The 16,210-nt window shown below is 41.9% G+C and carries 14 protein-coding genes; 2 read left to right on the top strand and 12 right to left on the bottom strand.

Annotated features, from left to right (window positions below; translation table 11 throughout):
- The 12 genes from DP73_RS14110 to DP73_RS14055 form a co-directional block, all read right to left on the bottom strand.
- Nucleotides 1-759: aldehyde dehydrogenase family protein (locus tag DP73_RS14110; protein ID WP_034600347.1), on the bottom strand; the 759-nt coding region annotated here is incomplete at its 3' end.
- Nucleotides 760-957: 198 nt separating this feature from the next.
- Nucleotides 958-1,605 carry an ethanolamine utilization microcompartment protein EutL gene (gene eutL, locus DP73_RS14105; protein ID WP_034600342.1) on the bottom strand — a complete coding sequence of 216 codons (648 nt, stop codon included), beginning with the start codon at nt 1,603-1,605 and terminating at the stop codon, nt 958-960.
- Nucleotides 1,606-1,653: 48 nt separating this feature from the next.
- A complete protein-coding gene (locus tag DP73_RS14100; RefSeq protein ID WP_014184351.1) occupies nt 1,654-1,986 on the bottom strand; it encodes a BMC domain-containing protein in 333 nt (110 codons plus the stop codon).
- Between the two features lie 169 nt (nt 1,987-2,155).
- Complete coding sequence (gene eutC, locus DP73_RS14095; RefSeq protein WP_034600339.1) at nt 2,156-3,034, bottom strand: ethanolamine ammonia-lyase subunit EutC; 879 nt, start codon at nt 3,032-3,034, stop codon at nt 2,156-2,158.
- Between the two features lie 12 nt (nt 3,035-3,046).
- Nucleotides 3,047-4,411 (bottom strand): ethanolamine ammonia-lyase subunit EutB, encoded by a 1,365-nt coding sequence (locus DP73_RS14090; RefSeq protein WP_034600338.1) that lies wholly within the window; start codon nt 4,409-4,411, stop codon nt 3,047-3,049.
- 29 nt (nt 4,412-4,440) lie between these two features.
- Nucleotides 4,441-5,865, bottom strand: a complete 1,425-nt coding sequence (locus DP73_RS14085; protein ID WP_242865768.1) for an ethanolamine ammonia-lyase reactivating factor EutA — start codon at nt 5,863-5,865, stop codon at nt 4,441-4,443.
- Nucleotides 5,866-5,902: 37 nt separating this feature from the next.
- Nucleotides 5,903-7,267 (bottom strand): ethanolamine permease, encoded by a 1,365-nt coding sequence (gene eat, locus DP73_RS14080; protein ID WP_034600336.1) that lies wholly within the window; start codon nt 7,265-7,267, stop codon nt 5,903-5,905.
- A 300-nt stretch (nt 7,268-7,567) separates the two neighbouring features.
- Nucleotides 7,568-8,143, bottom strand: coding sequence for a response regulator (locus tag DP73_RS14075; protein ID WP_034600335.1), 576 nt, complete (start codon nt 8,141-8,143; stop codon nt 7,568-7,570).
- On the bottom strand, nt 8,140-9,576 hold the full coding sequence (locus DP73_RS14070) for a sensor histidine kinase (RefSeq protein ID WP_034600334.1): 1,437 nt from the start codon (nt 9,574-9,576) through the stop codon (nt 8,140-8,142). The genes DP73_RS14075 and DP73_RS14070 overlap by 4 nt, the downstream gene beginning before the upstream one ends.
- Nucleotides 9,557-10,006: a EutP/PduV family microcompartment system protein gene (locus tag DP73_RS14065; RefSeq protein ID WP_034600332.1), complete on the bottom strand. Its 450-nt coding sequence runs from the start codon at nt 10,004-10,006 to the stop codon at nt 9,557-9,559. The genes DP73_RS14070 and DP73_RS14065 overlap by 20 nt, the downstream gene beginning before the upstream one ends.
- The gene (gene eutS, locus DP73_RS14060) at nt 10,006-10,344 is read right to left on the bottom strand and encodes an ethanolamine utilization microcompartment protein EutS (RefSeq protein WP_014902629.1); all 339 of its coding nucleotides are present in this window, start codon (nt 10,342-10,344) and stop codon (nt 10,006-10,008) included. The genes DP73_RS14065 and eutS overlap by 1 nt, the downstream gene beginning before the upstream one ends.
- An 80-nt stretch (nt 10,345-10,424) precedes the next feature.
- A complete protein-coding gene (locus DP73_RS14055) occupies nt 10,425-12,347 on the bottom strand; it encodes an LTA synthase family protein (RefSeq protein WP_242865767.1) in 1,923 nt (640 codons plus the stop codon).
- Between the two features lie 334 nt (nt 12,348-12,681).
- Between DP73_RS14055 and DP73_RS14050 the strand changes: the two genes are divergently transcribed.
- A complete protein-coding gene (locus DP73_RS14050; RefSeq protein WP_034600330.1) occupies nt 12,682-13,524 on the top strand; it encodes a hypothetical protein in 843 nt (280 codons plus the stop codon).
- A 774-nt stretch (nt 13,525-14,298) separates the two neighbouring features.
- Nucleotides 14,299-15,570 carry an IS110 family transposase gene (locus tag DP73_RS14045; RefSeq protein WP_034600329.1) on the top strand — a complete coding sequence of 424 codons (1,272 nt, stop codon included), beginning with the start codon at nt 14,299-14,301 and terminating at the stop codon, nt 15,568-15,570.
- Nucleotides 15,571-16,210: the final 640 nt, after the last annotated feature.

Here is a 16,210-nt window from a genome sequence, read left to right as displayed (position 1 = left end):
TTCGGAAGCACAGATGGTTCCATTGTCAAAAGTTTTGCCCATGACGATATATTCGGCGGCTTTGGCCAGGTCGGCACTGCGTTCCACGAAGGCCGGAACGTTTCCCGGTCCCACGCCCAGGGCTGGTTTTCCGCTGCTGTAGGCGGCTTTAACTAGGGCGCTTCCGCCGGTGGCCAGGATCATGGCTACATCAGGATGTTTCATCAATTCATTGGTGGCTCCCATGGAGATATTCAGGATGCATCCGATAACCCCTTCCGGCGCTCCTGCTGCTGCGGCGGCTTGCTGCATGATTTTGGCTGCTTCATTGGTACAGCGTACGGCACTTGGGTGGGGGGAGAAAACGATGGCATTCCGGGATTTCAGGGCAATCATGGCTTTGTAGATGACCGTTGAGGTGGGGTTCGTCGTCGGGACGATCCCAGCAATGACGCCCACGGGTTCTGCGATTTCCCAAAGCTTTTGTTCCTGATCTTCTCGGATAATTCCCACAGTCTTCATGGGTTTGATGAATTCGTAGAGGGTTCGCGAAGCAAAATAGTTCTTAAAGCATTTATCGTTATAGTTGCCCATCCCCGTTTCGGAGACGGCCATCATGGCTAATCTGGCTGCATTAGCTTCCCCGGCTTCCCGCATCATATCGATGATATGATCCACTTGCTCTTGCGTGAAGTCTTTCAGGGCTTCTTGGGCTTTGCGCGCAGCTCGGACTAAATTTCGGGCTTCCTGTAAGGAACATAAATCTCGGTCAAGTTCCATCACGAAGCTGCACCTCCCTGTTTGTACTAATCTAGAAAGTATAACTTTTTGTTGCATACTGCAAGTAGGATTATCTCCTGCGAAAACAGTGTCTGCAAGAAGGGCTAATACGTGCGAAGACAGTGTCTGCAAGAGGGCTAATACGTGCGAAGACAGTGTCTTCGTGTGTGTGTGTGGGTGCTAGCCTAGTCTTCTATATTAAAATTTTAATCCGTTTTCACAGACGTCGATAACGGCTCTTTGGAAGGCTTCGCAGGCGGATTTGCAGGCACTTTGGGACCCGGTCAAGAGTCCGCCGCCAAAGTTGGTTTCCGTTGGTGGGCCGTAGAAGGCTTTCATGCTGACTTCGGCGGCTTTTAAGGCGGCGTCTAAACCAAACATGGCTTCAATCGGAGGGGCAATCAGGTAGGACAGAGCCTGACCTTCTTCAATGCCGGCAACTTTAGAAAGGTAGCTTCCGGTTCTTGAGACGGTATGGGGGAAAAACGCAGTTTTTCCACCGTCACAGGTGTAAAACCAGCATTCATTTTCCAGGTGTTCAATGCAGGCATCCACTCCCGCCCGGACTTCCGCCGGATTAGGGCCGGCTAAGATGCCGATGATTTCTCCGGATAGCGGGCCGGAGGCCCGAGCTGCTCCGCAATAGAAGCTTTTGGCATAGACAACTTCAACCTCGGCTTTTTTAGTGGCTTCATCTAAGGCTACATAGGTAGAGTCATCAATGTCGGCGGTAATCATGCCGATGGAGCGCTGATAACCTGTCAATCCCAGCTGCTGGGCCAGATCCGGGGCCACATTAGGGATTAATCGGACGGCTAATACTTTGGGTTTTAGAGGCTCTATCATGGTTATCCTCCCTATTCCTGCCGGACGCTTTTCTTAAGATCCGACGATTTATTTGTTCTCAACGTTTTTGGATTTTGGCTTTTCTTCAAAGACGGGTAATTTCGGCAGGATTGCTTCCAACTCAGGGTGTGGGCGGGGAATGACATGACAACTGACCAGCTCTCCGACTCGCTCAGCGGCGGCGGCTCCGGCATCAACGGAAGCCTTTACCGCTCCCACATCTCCTCGAACCATGACCGTCACTAAGGCGCCTCCAACTTTTACTTTCCCGATTAAAGTGACATTTGCTGCTTTGACCATGGCATCGGCTGCTTCTATGGCTCCTACGATTCCACGGGTTTCTACCATTCCTAGTGCTACGAGATCTTCTCTTATAGCCATTTGTGTTTTCTCCTCTCATCTCGTTTATATATCAAATAAACGTTAAATTCTCACAACCCATTATATATGGACAACTTATAATAAACCAATACAACTTTCTAACATTAAATGTTCTTATGAATAATTGGTTAATACTAGGTTAGTCCACTGCTGCTTACTTAAAGTCTTACTACTCAAGATTAACACCGGATGCTTTAGCATCCAGGATTCTTTTGATTAAGCTGGCCAAATGTGCTCCAGCTTCCGCTGCCGGAGTCCCGCCTTTGTGAATATTACTGATTACGGTTCTTTCACTCTCAACCATACCCAGTCTTGGATTGTATCCTATATAAGCACTCATACTCTCAGCCGTTCCCAGTCCCGGGCGTTCTCCAATTAGGATTACGGCAACTTCGGGCTTCAACTCTTCACCTATAGTATCCATGATGGCAACTCGGCCATTGCGAACAAAAATTGGAGTTCCAAGCTTCACACCCATTCCTTCAAGCCCTTGAGTCAAGGCAGGGAGAAGATTAGGAATATTTGCTTCAACGGCTTTGCTGGAAAGTCCGTCAGAAACAATGATTTGAACCATGGCACCTTTAGGGCATCCCTTTGCCAGAATCCCTAAATTTTCATCGTCCAGTTTTCTGCCCAAGTCCGGTCGGGTTAGATATTCATCTTTTGAGCTGCAGAGGGTTTGGATAGAAACCATATTATATTTTGCCGGAAATTCTTCCGGTACCACCCCAAGTACAGAGTCTTGGGCTACTGCGTGGTCAGCTCTAAAACGAAGTAAAGTATCTGTCAAAGGACGGGGACCGCTGCGCCACACTCCGATCCGGGCTGGTGTCGAAAGCTTCATCTCTTCATAAAGGTCTTTGTTGACAGGATTAGGCACTTGCAGATATCGTTGTAAGTCGATTTCTGCTAAATCTTTTATCTCACATTCGTTATTATTTACTGAATTTGCTAAAGGGAGATTATTACTCGAATTTTGGCTTTTCTGCTGATCCATTCCTTTAAGCAATTCTTCAACGATTAAACGAACACTATCTTCTAAGCTCATTTCTTTCCCCCCTTACCTTGTGAATATCGTCGCATCACCGGCACGGGCTGTAAGTTTGCCCTTTGCCAGGATTCCCATGGATTCTGCCCAAGCTTCAAACTCCGGCAACGGTCTTAAGTTAAACAGTTCTCTCAAGGTAGCAATGTCATGATAGCTGGTGCATTGGTAATTTAACATTACATCATCACCCATAGGGATCCCCATGAAATAGGTACACCCTGCCGCAGAGAGAAGAGTTGCTAAATTTTCGATATCATTTTGGTCTGCCTTCATATGGTTGGTGTAGCAAGCATCCACACCCATTGGCAAGCCGGTTAATTTACCCATAAAATGGTCTTCCAGACCTGCTCTTGTTACTTGACGAGTATCATATAGATACTCCGGACCGATAAATCCAACAACGGTATTAACTAAAAAGGGATTATAATGACGGGCTAACCCGTAACACCGGGCTTCCATGGTTACTTGGTCAGCACCATGGTGAGCCTCGGAGGAAAGCTCCGAACCTTGCCCGGTTTCAAAATACATAATATTAGGTCCGGTGGCACGGCCTTCTTTCAATCCTAAAGCATAAGCCTCGTCTAAAATTTCTTTAGTGACACCAAAAGCTTCGTTACCAATCTGGGAACCGGCAATAGATTGGAATAATAAGTGCACAGGGGCACCTTTCCTTAAGGCCTTCATTTGAGTGGTAATATGGGCTAAAACACAAATCTGAGTAGGTATATTCCATTCTTCAGCAAAGTTATAGAGGGTTTCCAGGCTGCGAATGGTAGCTGGTACAGTATCATCAACGGGATTTAAACCTAAAACTGCATCCCCTATCCCATAGGATAGACCTTCACGTAAGCTAGCCAAAATCCCATCGACCCCATCCGTAGGATGATTTGGTTGAAGCCGGGAAGCTAGGCACCCTGCATTACCAATTGTCGTATTACAATGAGCCAAATTTTGAATTTTAGCTGCCCCTAAGATCAGGTCAAGATTGCTCATTAGCTTAGCTACTGCAGCGACCATTTCTGAGGTAAGACCACGACTAATCCTTTTCAGAGCAGAACCATTGGTTTCGGTTCTGAGAATGTATTCTCTAAACTCTGCAACACTCCAATTCTTAATCGTATGGTAGATGGGCTCATTGACATCAGCGTCGATAACACGTGATACTTCATCGTCCTCAAGGGGCACGACTGGATTCTTTCGTAAATCTTCCAAAGTTAATTCTGATAAAACTCGTTTTGCAGCGATCCGTTCTGCGGCATCTGCGGCAGCGATTCCAGCAAGGATATCCCCGGATTTAATTTCGTTTGCTTTAGCCAAAACATCCTTTACATCTTTGAAGGTAAAGGTTTGACCAAAAAGTCGTGTCTTTAGATTCACGATTTCACATCCCTTCTGTTTGGATAGTATTAACGGGCGAAGACGAGAGTTTTTACAATAACAGGCACTGCATCTTGATGGGGTAAGGGTTTGGCAATATCTAAAAAATCGCCAAAGGCCAGTTCAATACCATCCAAGCAGACTATTGGTATATTAGGGAGAAGCCTCTGCAGGGTTTGTCCAAGAACCTTAGCAATGTCTTGTTGGGCAATAACCACTTTAGGCTCCCCTTTGATTGAAGGTAATTCACCGGCTAGATTTTCTGCTAAGGAAAGAATCGTCGTAAAGTCCGTGTTAGGCAAAGGTGGTACGATTAAGGCAACTGTGCGGTAGAGAGCTTCGGTATAATTCTCAGTGGACTTAAGCCATGTAAAGCCACCCGAGGCACTCAATTCCGGATACACCGCCGGCACATTGCGAAGTGGAAGGGTATGCTCACTAACCGTAATTGTTGAACCGGATACATTTACAGTATGAGCCCCCGCCCCCAGGACAGTAGCGTGAATAGTTTCCGTGCCTTCGTGTACTGGCAAAGAATTAATCCGACTTTCACGAAATGCTTCAGCTAATAGTGGGCCAACATCCCCATGTATCCACCACTCATTGATTCCTGGAAGATAAATATATCTTGCTACCCCTCCTGAAAAGACCACACCGTCGATCTTAACATTCGGTAATAAATTGGTCATTACCAAACAACTATCCTGAACAAGCAAGGGTTCCTGAAAAATGACCCGTTCCACACATTCGACCATACTACGCAAACATTGCTTGATTATAACTAATTCTTCTTCGTTTTGGGTCTGGTCAGAGTTCGGATAAAAATGACTCAATATCATTTGAGCAGGTGGGGAAATAAAGGTTAAATTGTGACTAATCGGATCAACTTCAAAAAGTCGGCCGCCAACATTGATACATGCAGTCCCAATACACTTGCCCCGATCAAAATAGGCAATATTTGTAGTTCCTCCACCGATATCAATATTGGCAATACAGCCATGTAAGCGCTTGGAGAGCGCCTCGGCTCCCGATCCTTTTCCGGCAATCACACTTTCGAGATCCGGTCCAGCCGTCGCTACGACAAAATCTCCGGCATAATCGGCCAAGGAATGAATGATCTCCGAGGCATTCTCCTTTTTAGCGGTTTCTCCGGTAATAATAATAGCCCCTGTGTCAATCTGTTCGGGCCTCACTCCAGCCTTCTCGTATTCCTTAGCGATGATTTTACGAAGGGCAGCACCGTCAACATGCTGACGGTCTTCAAAAGGAGTGAAGTGAACCTTCCCTAGATAGGCAATACTTTTATGACTAATTTCCACCTTCGGGACTTGACTTCCAGGCATTACGTTAACTAGAGTCAGCCGCGAAATGACCAACTGAGTCGTTGTTGTTCCGATATCGATCCCCACACTGACTAGTGTCATCTCTTTAGCCATGTTGTTTCCATAAGCCATCTAAGGACGATGGCTCCTCTCCACAAAAAGGTATTTGTTAAGCATCTAGTTCGTCTAAAACGCCAAACTCTTCTTCAAAAGGTCTGATATTCTTATTACCCCAAATAAAATAGTAAACAATCGCAATGGCGTAGACAATTGCTGTCCATTTCAATGCAGGTACACTTGAAATAATTACGCTTACAGTCAAGAAAATACCTGTAATAAAGCTAATGACCGGGATGATTGGATAGGATACTTTAAAGGGTCTTTTGAGACTGGGTTCTTTGGAACGCAGAACAAACAGACTAATTAGGCTAAGCATGTAAAGGGCGACAGAACCAATAACTGCAATCGTAATAACGACAGCTGTCTGACCGGTGAGCACGACACCTAAGCCGATAAGTCCAGGAATCAACAATGCCCAAACTGGAGTATGACGCTTAGGGTCTACATAGGCTAAAAACTTAGGTAAATACCCAGTCCGAGCCATGGCATAAGTTTGACGTGAGTAACCTACGATAATGCCATGCAAGGAAGCAATTAAGCCGAATAAACCAATGATATTGACCAATACAACAATAAAGGCATTTTCGCCAAAGACTTGAGCTAAGGCAATAGGCAACGGGAAGTCAACAGCTGAAACTAAATTATAGTCTGCAATACCAGCCGTTAAAAAGAGGGTCAGGAAGCCCATGATCATCAGTGTTCCCATACCACTTAAGAAACCTTTAGGGATATCTTTCTGGGGATTTACCATTTCCTCTGCTGCCATGGCTCCGCCTTCAATAGCTAGATAGAACCAGATAGCGAAAGGAACTGCGGCCATGACCCCTTTCATTCCGAAAGGAAGTAAAGGCTCTGTCATAACACGTGCCATAGAGAAGTGAGGTGCTGCTGCAACCCAGAAAATAACCAAACCGACAAGGGCAATGATGGTGACTACTAATTCTACTGTAGCAGAAGTTTTCATTCCCAAATAGTTGACAAAAATGAAAAAGAGGAAGGCCGCAACTGCTGCTGTCAAAGTTGGAACGGATGGAATAAGAAAGTTAATATATCCACCAACAGCCAAAGCGATTGCCGGGGGTGCAAAAATGAACTCGATTAGACAACTAATACCATTCATATATCCCCAAAAAGGCCCCAATGCTCTCCGGGCATAAGCCGAGGGACCACCTGCATGGGGAATTGCGGTTGCCAGCTCAGAGTAAGACAAGATAAATGTTACATAAAAGATCGTAACTGGAATTAAAGCTAGGGCTAAGCCCATCGGCCCGCCTGCACCAAATCCATAACTCCAGCCAAAATAGTTTCCTGATATGACTAATCCCACAGCAAGAGCCCATAAGTGGATAGGTTTAAGTACTCTGGATAAATTTGCATCGGCCCCTGCGGACACAACTTTAGTTTCTGTTGTCACTATATAAACCTCCTTTGTTTTTATTAGATGTAACCGATACCACACTAAACTAAACTATAACTTTAGTCTTCACCTGCCTTTCTCGGACAAAAATTAATGCCCTTTATTGCACCCGAAAATTCCGGATGTAATAAAGGGCATTATTGCCCGCTATTCCTTTGTTTAGAAGTTCACTGGTTGGTAACGGTTGACTCCATCTATAATTTACATTATTCGCGATCTATCACAATATTCCTTTTTTTTGACGAAAGTTTTTTCAAATTCTTGAATACCAATTTGTTAATAGCTATAACCAAATACTTAAATTTTTTCCGCAGTTTTAATAATCTGATCAGCTAATTTTACGACAGTGATTCTCTGATCCATGGCCTGATGAATTAGCAATTGATGAGCTTCATACTCACTAATTCCTTCACGAGCAGCAAGAATTGCCTTTGCTCTGGAAACTAGTTTTTGACTATGCAGTTCTTGTTGTGTAGTCACTAATTTTGACTGAACAGCTTGCATCTCTCTCCAGCGGGCATAAGCAATTTGAATTGCCGGCAAGAGATCTCGTTCGGTTATTGGTTTAACCAGATATCCATAGACACTAACCTTTTCTGCTCTATTAATAAACTTAGTTTGACTATAGGCGGTCAGTAATATAACAGGTATGTTCATCGTATGTAGTATTTTTGCTACTTCCAGACCATCTAATTTGGGCATCATAACGTCAAGTATGGCTAAATCCGGAGCGAAGGATTTTGCTAACTCAACAGCCTTTAAGCCATTGTTTGCTTCTGCGCAAACTATATGCCCAGCCCCTTGCAGCATTTCTTTAATATCCAGTCGAATTAAAGCCTCATCATCCGCAATTAAAATGGATAGTTCGCTCATAACTGTCCCTCCGAGTTATGTATTGGAAAGCTCACTGTTACCACTGTCATTCCGTTAATACGTTCCATTCCGAACTCTCCACCCAATTGATCTTCAACTAAGGAATCGACAATTTGCAAACCTAACCGTCGTTGCTTAACCTTATCAAAAGGCACTTCCGGTTCGGGTCCATTGTCTCTTACTGTTAGAACTATTTGACCATTTTCCTCAATAATCTCAAGAGAAATGACCCCTTTATCTAAATGACGAACACCGTGTTTAAAACTGTTTGTCAGGATTTCATTAATCACAAGAGCCAACGGGACAGCTTTTATACTTTGTAGATGCAAATTCTGTCCTATAACATGGGCTTCGATGCTCTGCTCAGTCGAAGTTGAGCTTTCCAAAAGCGCATTTAAAATCCGCTGAGAAAGATCCTTTAAATCGACAGAATCACAGTTTTGACAGGCAAAGACATCATGCACCATGGCAATTGAAATAATTCGATTGATACTTGCTGCAAACTCAGCTTTGACTGTATCCAAATCTGACCGTCTCATCTGTAACCGAAGCAAGGCCGCAACATTTTGAAGATTATTTTTAACTCGGTGGTGAATTTCACGAATAACGGTACTCTTGGCATTCAACTCACGTTCTTTTTTACGCAGATCTGTGATATCTCTTAAGGATATTACGCAACCGCTTAGGTCTCCATATGTGACTAGAGGATAAGCCTCAAAAAGATAGCTCTTATCCATGATACAAAACTCGGTAGGGCTTTTCAAAGCATCTAAAAGTTCTTCTAAACAAGAACAATTGAACATAGCAAATAGAAAATCATGCCCAAGTGCCTCAAACCCGTGATACTCCTGATAAATCTTAGCAGCTTTTTTATTGACATAGGTAATCTTACTATACTTATTTAAGACAAATATCCCGTTTCCAACCCAATTTTCAAACTGAGAACCGGTCATTGACAAATTCATCAGCGTATTACTTAATCGCTCCGCTGTCTGAGTTAAAAACTCAAATTGCTCTTCTTGACGCAATTCTTCGGAGATATCTCTTTCCATAATTAATACACCAATGATTTTATCGCCAGGATTACGAATGGCTACAACAGTTTGGGCAATTGGAATTCCCTCTTGGCTAACTCCGCGAACATTCCGGCATGTTTCCCCTGTTATTAAGGTTCGATAAACTGCCGGTTCACTGGTAGCTAAGGCTAATTCTCCTACAACACTATTTCTGTACAAGGATCGGCATTTAGGCCGAGCCCAGGCTAATACTACAGCATCGAAGCCATCTTTTATTGGCGCATCAATAAAGATATCTGTGCCGGTTAACTCAGCAGTATTGGGTATTTGTAAAACCATTGATTCTAAAATCTTGATATCTTCTTCAGTAAGATCTGTATACTTCAAACATAAACCTTTAACGTTTTCGCAGTTCATTCAACTCCTCCAATCGCAAACGCAATGGAGCAACACTTTCCCCGTTCATCACGGATATTGGATAAAAGGGTTCTTCGATTCCTGCATAACTCAAGTAAGCTGTTGCTTGTTGGATATTGGCTTTGGGCAAGTCGACCTTTGTTATGATTCCAATGATTGGTTTACGAAAAACTTTAGAAAATTGCGGAGGATAAAAAGATCGTTGTTTGGTTGCATCTTGAAGGGCCCAAATTTCCGAGACTTGATGGCTTGCATCAATTAAAACATGATAGAAACGGGGAATTTCTAGGTATTCCCCCGGACAATCAATAAAGGTATTGCAAAAATCAAGCATTTGAGTTTTTTGATAGATAACTTGCTCATTCATTAGGGTCTGTTTTAAGGAGGTCTTGCCGGCACCTATTCCTCCTATCAATAGAATTCTGCCCATTAACTTCTTGTCACTTCAGCCGCTGTAAACCCTAAAATATCCACTAGAGTGTTTACAGCAGCTCTTATAGCAGCTTCTACACTGGATACATCCCCAGTGATGACTAGAGATCCGGTAAAGCGATCTAAAAAACCAAGTTCAATATCCCCGGCTTTACTTGCAGCATCTGCCGCAATAATCGCCGCTTCACTGGGGGTAATCGTCATAATCCCAATGGCACCTGATGTTACAATTCCTAATCTTTCATGAATATCGCCTTGAGGGTTCGGTATAATATGGGCCATGGTTACTTGTTTTCCAGGTACATATTCTTGAATCACGCGCTGTTTTTCAGTCAAAATGAGCACCACCTTTTCTGTAACACTTAAACTAAAAGTTAGACTGATTATTTCGTTGAAGAATATCAAAGTCCTTCTTTTTATTTATAGCCGGCTTCTTTAAAGTAATTTTTTCGAATAACAAGGTCTGAAATATCGATTCCTTTAAGACGGTTCTCATATTCAACACTATTTTCAGATTCCCCCATGTATTGTCGGGTGGCCAATACTGCAAAACTTCTATTAGTATTCAGCAAGTTCCGTCCGAAAGCTGTACTACTGTAACGATCTTCTTCAACACCTAAGAGATAAGCTATCGTTGGCATAGTATCCACCTGTCCACCTATGGTGAAAATCTCTTTACCCTTCATTCCCTTATGATAAATGATTAGAGGTATCTTTTTACTGTCATCCAGCCACCAGCTTTCCTGGGGTTCAACCTTTTTCACTTCATCGTTATAGTATTTATGAACACCGGTATGATCTCCATAGATAACAACAACGGTATTATCCAATACCCCACTTTGATCCAGCCTTTCTAAAAACAGGCCAATTTGTTCATCTGTATAGCGAATACTTTGAAAGTAACCACCTAACTTTGAATTATTCAAATCCTCACTTAGATTTAGAGATCGATACTGTTCGGGTAAGTCAAAAGGGTTATGGCTTGTTAACGTAACCATAAAATCATAAAATGGTTGTTTTTGTTCCGAAATAATCGGGGCTATTTGCTTAAAATAGCTACCATCACTAAGACCTAAACCAATTTTCTCTTCCGTATTAAATCGGGAATCGTCCATTGTCTTCTCGAAGCCAATAGCAGTCAAGGCGGGCATCCAATTCCAATATGAGCCCTTATCAGGGTGAATGGCCAAGGTATTATAACCATCCTCTTTCAAAATCTTAGGAAGTGAATTATAGGTATTACTTGGAAACCGGAAAAAGGTTGAACCGGTTCGTACCGGATAAACAGAGGTATTCGCCATTAAGTCAGCATCAGAGCTTGATCCATTGTATACTTGCTCATAGAAATTTGAAAAGTATAAACTATTGGCCAGAAGTTTATTCAGATTCGGAGTAATTTCTTGGCCATCAATTTGTTGGTTGATGACAAAATTTTCAAGGGACTCTACTTGAATCATGATCAGGTTTTGCCCCTGGAACATTCCCTTATAATCATTGGGCGGTAATTTCTCTTGATTTTCAGAGAGCCAATTCTTAATTTCATTCTGTTCTTCCGGTGTTAATTTGGAATCCTTAAGATCTTTAAAATAGTTGTAAGTATCAAACATATGATAGCCCAGCGGGGATAGGTTTGACATTGTCTGATTCGGAGACCAAGCAACTCTGAACAGCATAGTATCTTCATTTCCACTTAAGTCCATTTGAACATGCTGGTAATAGATATACGAGACCGAAAGCACCGAGAGGATCAGAAATGTATAAACACTTCTTTGAACCCTGCTGTAAAATGCTTTGTACACTAAGCCCAGTCCCGCCAAAAATAACAAGTCAACAACGAAGAAAAAATCAACCGGACGCAACATTGATATTATACTACTAAAAAGATTGTCTAGATTTGTCGTTTGACTAAGCAAATATGGTGATACAAAGCTGCTGTACCCACGATAATACATTAAATTAGTAATTAGGAGAAGTGAAAATAAACTATTGCAGGCTACTAGACACCAGAAACGGGCTTTACCCTTAAATAAATAGGTGAAACTTAAGATTACCAGAATAAAGGCAATGTAAACATCTAAAGGAGGAGCCGAACTAAAGCTATAAAAAGCTTTTATATGGTCATATTTAGTTGCATTGTCATTGTTAATTAAGCCAATAAATAGTATGGACTTGTGTAGCATGGCTACTGTAGTGAACGCTAAAACAAAACCCTTAACTTCTAGGCAGGATATGATCAGAGTTTTTAAGCACATAACTAGGTAACGAATATTACCAAGAGGATTACTATATTTTGAGCTTGTTTTTACAAGCTCATCTTCTATACGAGCCAAAATCACCATTCCCCCACAATAAAATTACTCAACTTAGATTTATTCGACAAAACTTTGCTTTTCCCTTTACAATACTGAGGGATTTCGCTAGATTTTGCAATCTGATATTTTATTATCTTCTTAACCTCATTAGTTTTTACGGTTATACCGGGACTTCTCATTAGCAATGATTCGGCTCGAATAGGAAATCCAAGATTAATAGCTAAAAGCCCTAATTACCCTAATTATCTTGGATTTCTGCAAGAATTACGGGAAAGCTATAGTGTATTTATTTCTGGGGCATTACTGTAATATGCTTTCATAATGGCTAAATCTTTCTGATATAAATTACAAGGAGCTAATTATGGCCAACATATACTGGTATTATCTTATCGCTATAATTGGGCTGGGAGCTACAGTCTTTTCCATCTATAAAAAGCAAACTGTCAAACGTTCTACCTTTCTTGTTTTCTACCTCTTTACAACTTGTATCACATGGGTCGGTGAATTTGTCGTCCTTGGCTTGCTTGATGCTTACGCCTATAAAACAGGCATTTTTTCTGATCCTTGGGCGCAAAACATATTAGGCCATCTAATACTTAATTCCACTTTCTATCCCGGAACAGCTATATTAGTTGCAGCTAATTGCCTAGGATATGGATGGATTACTTTTATTACTATTATCTATTTACTAATTGAGTATTTGTGTTTGAAATCAGGAATATACGAACATCACTGGTGGAAGTATTACATGACAGGTGTCTTGATTTTTTTCTTTCAAGTATTTTCTAAAAAGTACTTTGCTGCGCTCAATCCCATTAAGTCGAGACTCATCAGGAATATTACATTTTACTTTGTTGGGTTTGTAATTCTACATTACCCCATTCCCGTAATATTACTGTTAGGAAAACAATACTATAATGTCGATTGGGCAGAAAATTTATATCTATCAAGCACAATGTTTATTTTCGCTTATCAATTAATTGAGGTCATAATTTTAGTTTACTGTGTCTGTATCCTTAAGAAATGGTATTTTAAGCTCCTACCATTCTGCATTGCATTTTTCGGTCAATATATTCTTATGAAATTAAATATTCTTGTTGTCAAAGACGGCTGGAATCTCTTCTACTCAATGATACTTTACTTTTCTAGCATAGTTGCATTTATTATCATCGAAAAGTATTCTTTAAAGATGAAGGTACAATAGCAAATTGGAACGGGTAGAACCCCGACTTTCAAAATTCGCCGACGTGTCGGCGAATTTAAGACACTCTAGATGAGGTGGAAGGATGAACATAAAGAAAGACCACCTCATTGAGATGGTCTTTCTTTATTTGTTACCTCGCAATACGAAAGGCGGATGAGCCTTTCGCCACACTGCGTCTTATAACGCATACTCCTGCAGTGTGGATTCTACTTTCCCAGGGGCTATGCCCCAAGTATCATAGGCCCTGGAACGAAAAGCACAATAGTGTCCTGTGGACAGTATCGCCGAGCCACCAACCACAAAGAATCACTTCGTGGCGAAGGAACGAGCTTTTCGCCACATTGCGACTCGTAACGCACACTCCTGCAATGTGGATTCTTAACTTCCGTGTTCGTGTATACGAAAAGCACGATAGTGTCCGGTGGACAGTATCGCCGAGCCACCAACCACAAAGAATCACTTCGTGGCGAAGGGGAGCTTTTCGCCACACTGCGTCCCGAAACGAATTCTCCTGCAGTGTGGATCGTGGAACCCCGACTCCCCAGATTTCCTCATACGTTTCTACAGTATTATATACGCAGACAGACCATCTCATGTAGAGATGATCTTTCGCTTGTTACCTGGCAATAACCTACTTTCCCAGGGGCTATGCCCCAAGCATTCCTGTAGTTCCTTATTTTGATCTTTGATAAAAAATGAGCACCCTCTTATTATGGGAAGTAGCGACGGGTCAAAGCCCTTAAATACCACATAATAATTGAGAGGATGCTATATATGAAGTTTAAACAAAAAAGCGTACAAAATCAACGTATTGAAAAAATTACTACGGATCACCTTGTTGTCGGTATCGATATTTCTAAAGATACCCACATCGCTAGGGCTGTTAACTTTCGAGGTATCGAGTTAGGTAAGCCCTGTAAGTTTTCTAATAATCAAGCCGGATTCGTTCATTTTCTTCAGTGGATCGATAACCAATTCGATAAGCATGGTAAATCATTAGTAATTATAGGAATGGAGCCCACTGGCCACTATTGGAAAAACATGGCTTACTGGTTAGTTGATCAGAAATTAGAGATAGTAATTGTAAACCCACACCACGTTAAGAAAAACAAAGAGAATCGCGACAACTCACCAACTAAAAATGATACTAAAGACGCATTGGTTATAGCCGATATGGTTAGAAACGGCTACTACTCTGAATTAAACTTACCTACTAAAGTCCATAAAGAATTACGAGATACTATGTCCTTACGTGAGTTTATTAATAAACAACGAGTTAGTGTAAAAAATCAAATTCACCGTTGGTTGGACCTTTGGTTCCCTGAATACCTTACTGTATTTAAAGATTGGTCATGTAAAACATCCTTAGCTACACTTAGACTATTCCCTACTCCGGCTGAATTGAAAAAATTAACATCTGAAAAGATTATTGTAGAATGGAAATCCGTGATGAAACGTAGGGGCAATCTCAACACTGCAAAGCTGCTTATAGAAGCAGCTAAAAATAGCATAGCTTGTGATGAAGGAATGAATTACGCTAAAACTCATCTAACTCTATTATTAGACCAGTTAGATCAATTAACTTGCCAATTGGAAAAACTCGAGCAACAAGCTGTTAAGTTGGTTGAAGAAATGCCTGAGTCAAGACAAATTCAGCAACTTAAGGGAATTAGCCCTACTTTTGTAGCCGGAATTTTAGCTGAAACAGGTAGTCTCAGTAATTATACGCACGGAAATCAGATTTTGCGTTTAGCAGGTCTACACTTGAGTGAGGATAGTTCCGGGAAACATAAAGGACAAACCATCATCACCAAGCGTGGGCGTCCCCAGTTACGAAAGATTCTTTACCTAATTACCTTTAGTCTAGTTAAAAACAATCCAGAATTTCGGCTTCTGCATGAGAAGAATGTGACTATTAACAAAATGCGAAAAAAACAATCCATAATTAAACTATGCGGAAAACTCGCTCGTATCCTTATAGGGATTACAAGTAATCAAGAACCATATAATCCTGAAAAAGTGTTAAAGTTAGCCGACGTAGTTTAAAATTGGGGGCCTCCCCCAAACCCCCGCCCTCGCCGGGTGGCAGCAGACCATGCTTTCGCTGGTCTGGTATACTAGGGTATTAAGGTTATGCTTGTCAAGGGTAAAGACTTCGTCTCGGCTAACGCCGTCCCTTGACAAGCGCCAATTGTATCTCTTTAGATAAAGTTAGGAATAATTCTCTAAAAACATTTTGAGTATTTGCTTATTCGCAGGAATTTCATAAAAAGAAAGCACTAAGAGGACCGCGTGATGATACATGAGGGCACAGACCCGTTACCCAAGCGAATCGGACTCCACCCTAGACAGGTATTACGAAGGAATGTGAGGGCAAAGACCCGTAGAGACATGGGAGGGTGAACCACTAGGAGTAAGCATGGAGTATTCGTGCAGTATATGGAACTAAATGGGATTAAAATCAATCTCATTATTTCATATACCTATTTTGCCCTTACGCATTAATTACCGTGTCATTTCTTCTATGTAACTTGTCTAGATAAAAATGAAATCCTGCGAATAAGCGAGTATTCAGCAGGATATTTAATCAAACAGAGGGAGTATCATCGGCCCTGGAGGTCTTAACTTCCGTGTTCGGTATACGAAAAGCGGATGAGCTTTTCGCCACACTGCGTCCCGTAACGCA

The organism is Desulfosporosinus sp. HMP52, from assembly GCF_000765145.1.
Classification (GTDB): Bacteria; Bacillota; Desulfitobacteriia; order Desulfitobacteriales; family Desulfitobacteriaceae; genus Desulfosporosinus.
The sequence above is the reverse complement of the archived record's forward strand: the minus strand, read 5'-3'. Positions and strand labels throughout refer to the sequence as shown.

What these genes read in the sequence shown, in the direction of transcription:
- DP73_RS14075 (WP_034600335.1), bottom strand. Translation starts at nt 8,143, where the DNA reads ATGAGCGAACTATCCATTTTAATTGCGGATGATGAGGCTTTAATTCGA.
- DP73_RS14070 (WP_034600334.1), bottom strand. Translation starts at nt 9,576, where the DNA reads ATGAACTGCGAAAACGTTAAAGGTTTATGTTTGAAGTATACAGATCTT.
- DP73_RS14065 (WP_034600332.1), bottom strand. Translation starts at nt 10,006, where the DNA reads ATGGGCAGAATTCTATTGATAGGAGGAATAGGTGCCGGCAAGACCTCC.
- eutL (WP_034600342.1), bottom strand. Translation starts at nt 1,605, where the DNA reads ATGATAGAGCCTCTAAAACCCAAAGTATTAGCCGTCCGATTAATCCCT.
- DP73_RS14055 (WP_242865767.1), bottom strand. Translation starts at nt 12,347, where the DNA reads ATGGTGATTTTGGCTCGTATAGAAGATGAGCTTGTAAAAACAAGCTCA.
- eutC (WP_034600339.1), bottom strand. Translation starts at nt 3,034, where the DNA reads ATGAGCTTAGAAGATAGTGTTCGTTTAATCGTTGAAGAATTGCTTAAA.
- DP73_RS14085 (WP_242865768.1), bottom strand. Translation starts at nt 5,865, where the DNA reads ATGGCTTATGGAAACAACATGGCTAAAGAGATGACACTAGTCAGTGTG.
- DP73_RS14045 (WP_034600329.1), top strand. Translation starts at nt 14,299, where the DNA reads ATGAAGTTTAAACAAAAAAGCGTACAAAATCAACGTATTGAAAAAATT.
- DP73_RS14050 (WP_034600330.1), top strand. Translation starts at nt 12,682, where the DNA reads ATGGCCAACATATACTGGTATTATCTTATCGCTATAATTGGGCTGGGA.
- DP73_RS14100 (WP_014184351.1), bottom strand. Translation starts at nt 1,986, where the DNA reads ATGGCTATAAGAGAAGATCTCGTAGCACTAGGAATGGTAGAAACCCGT.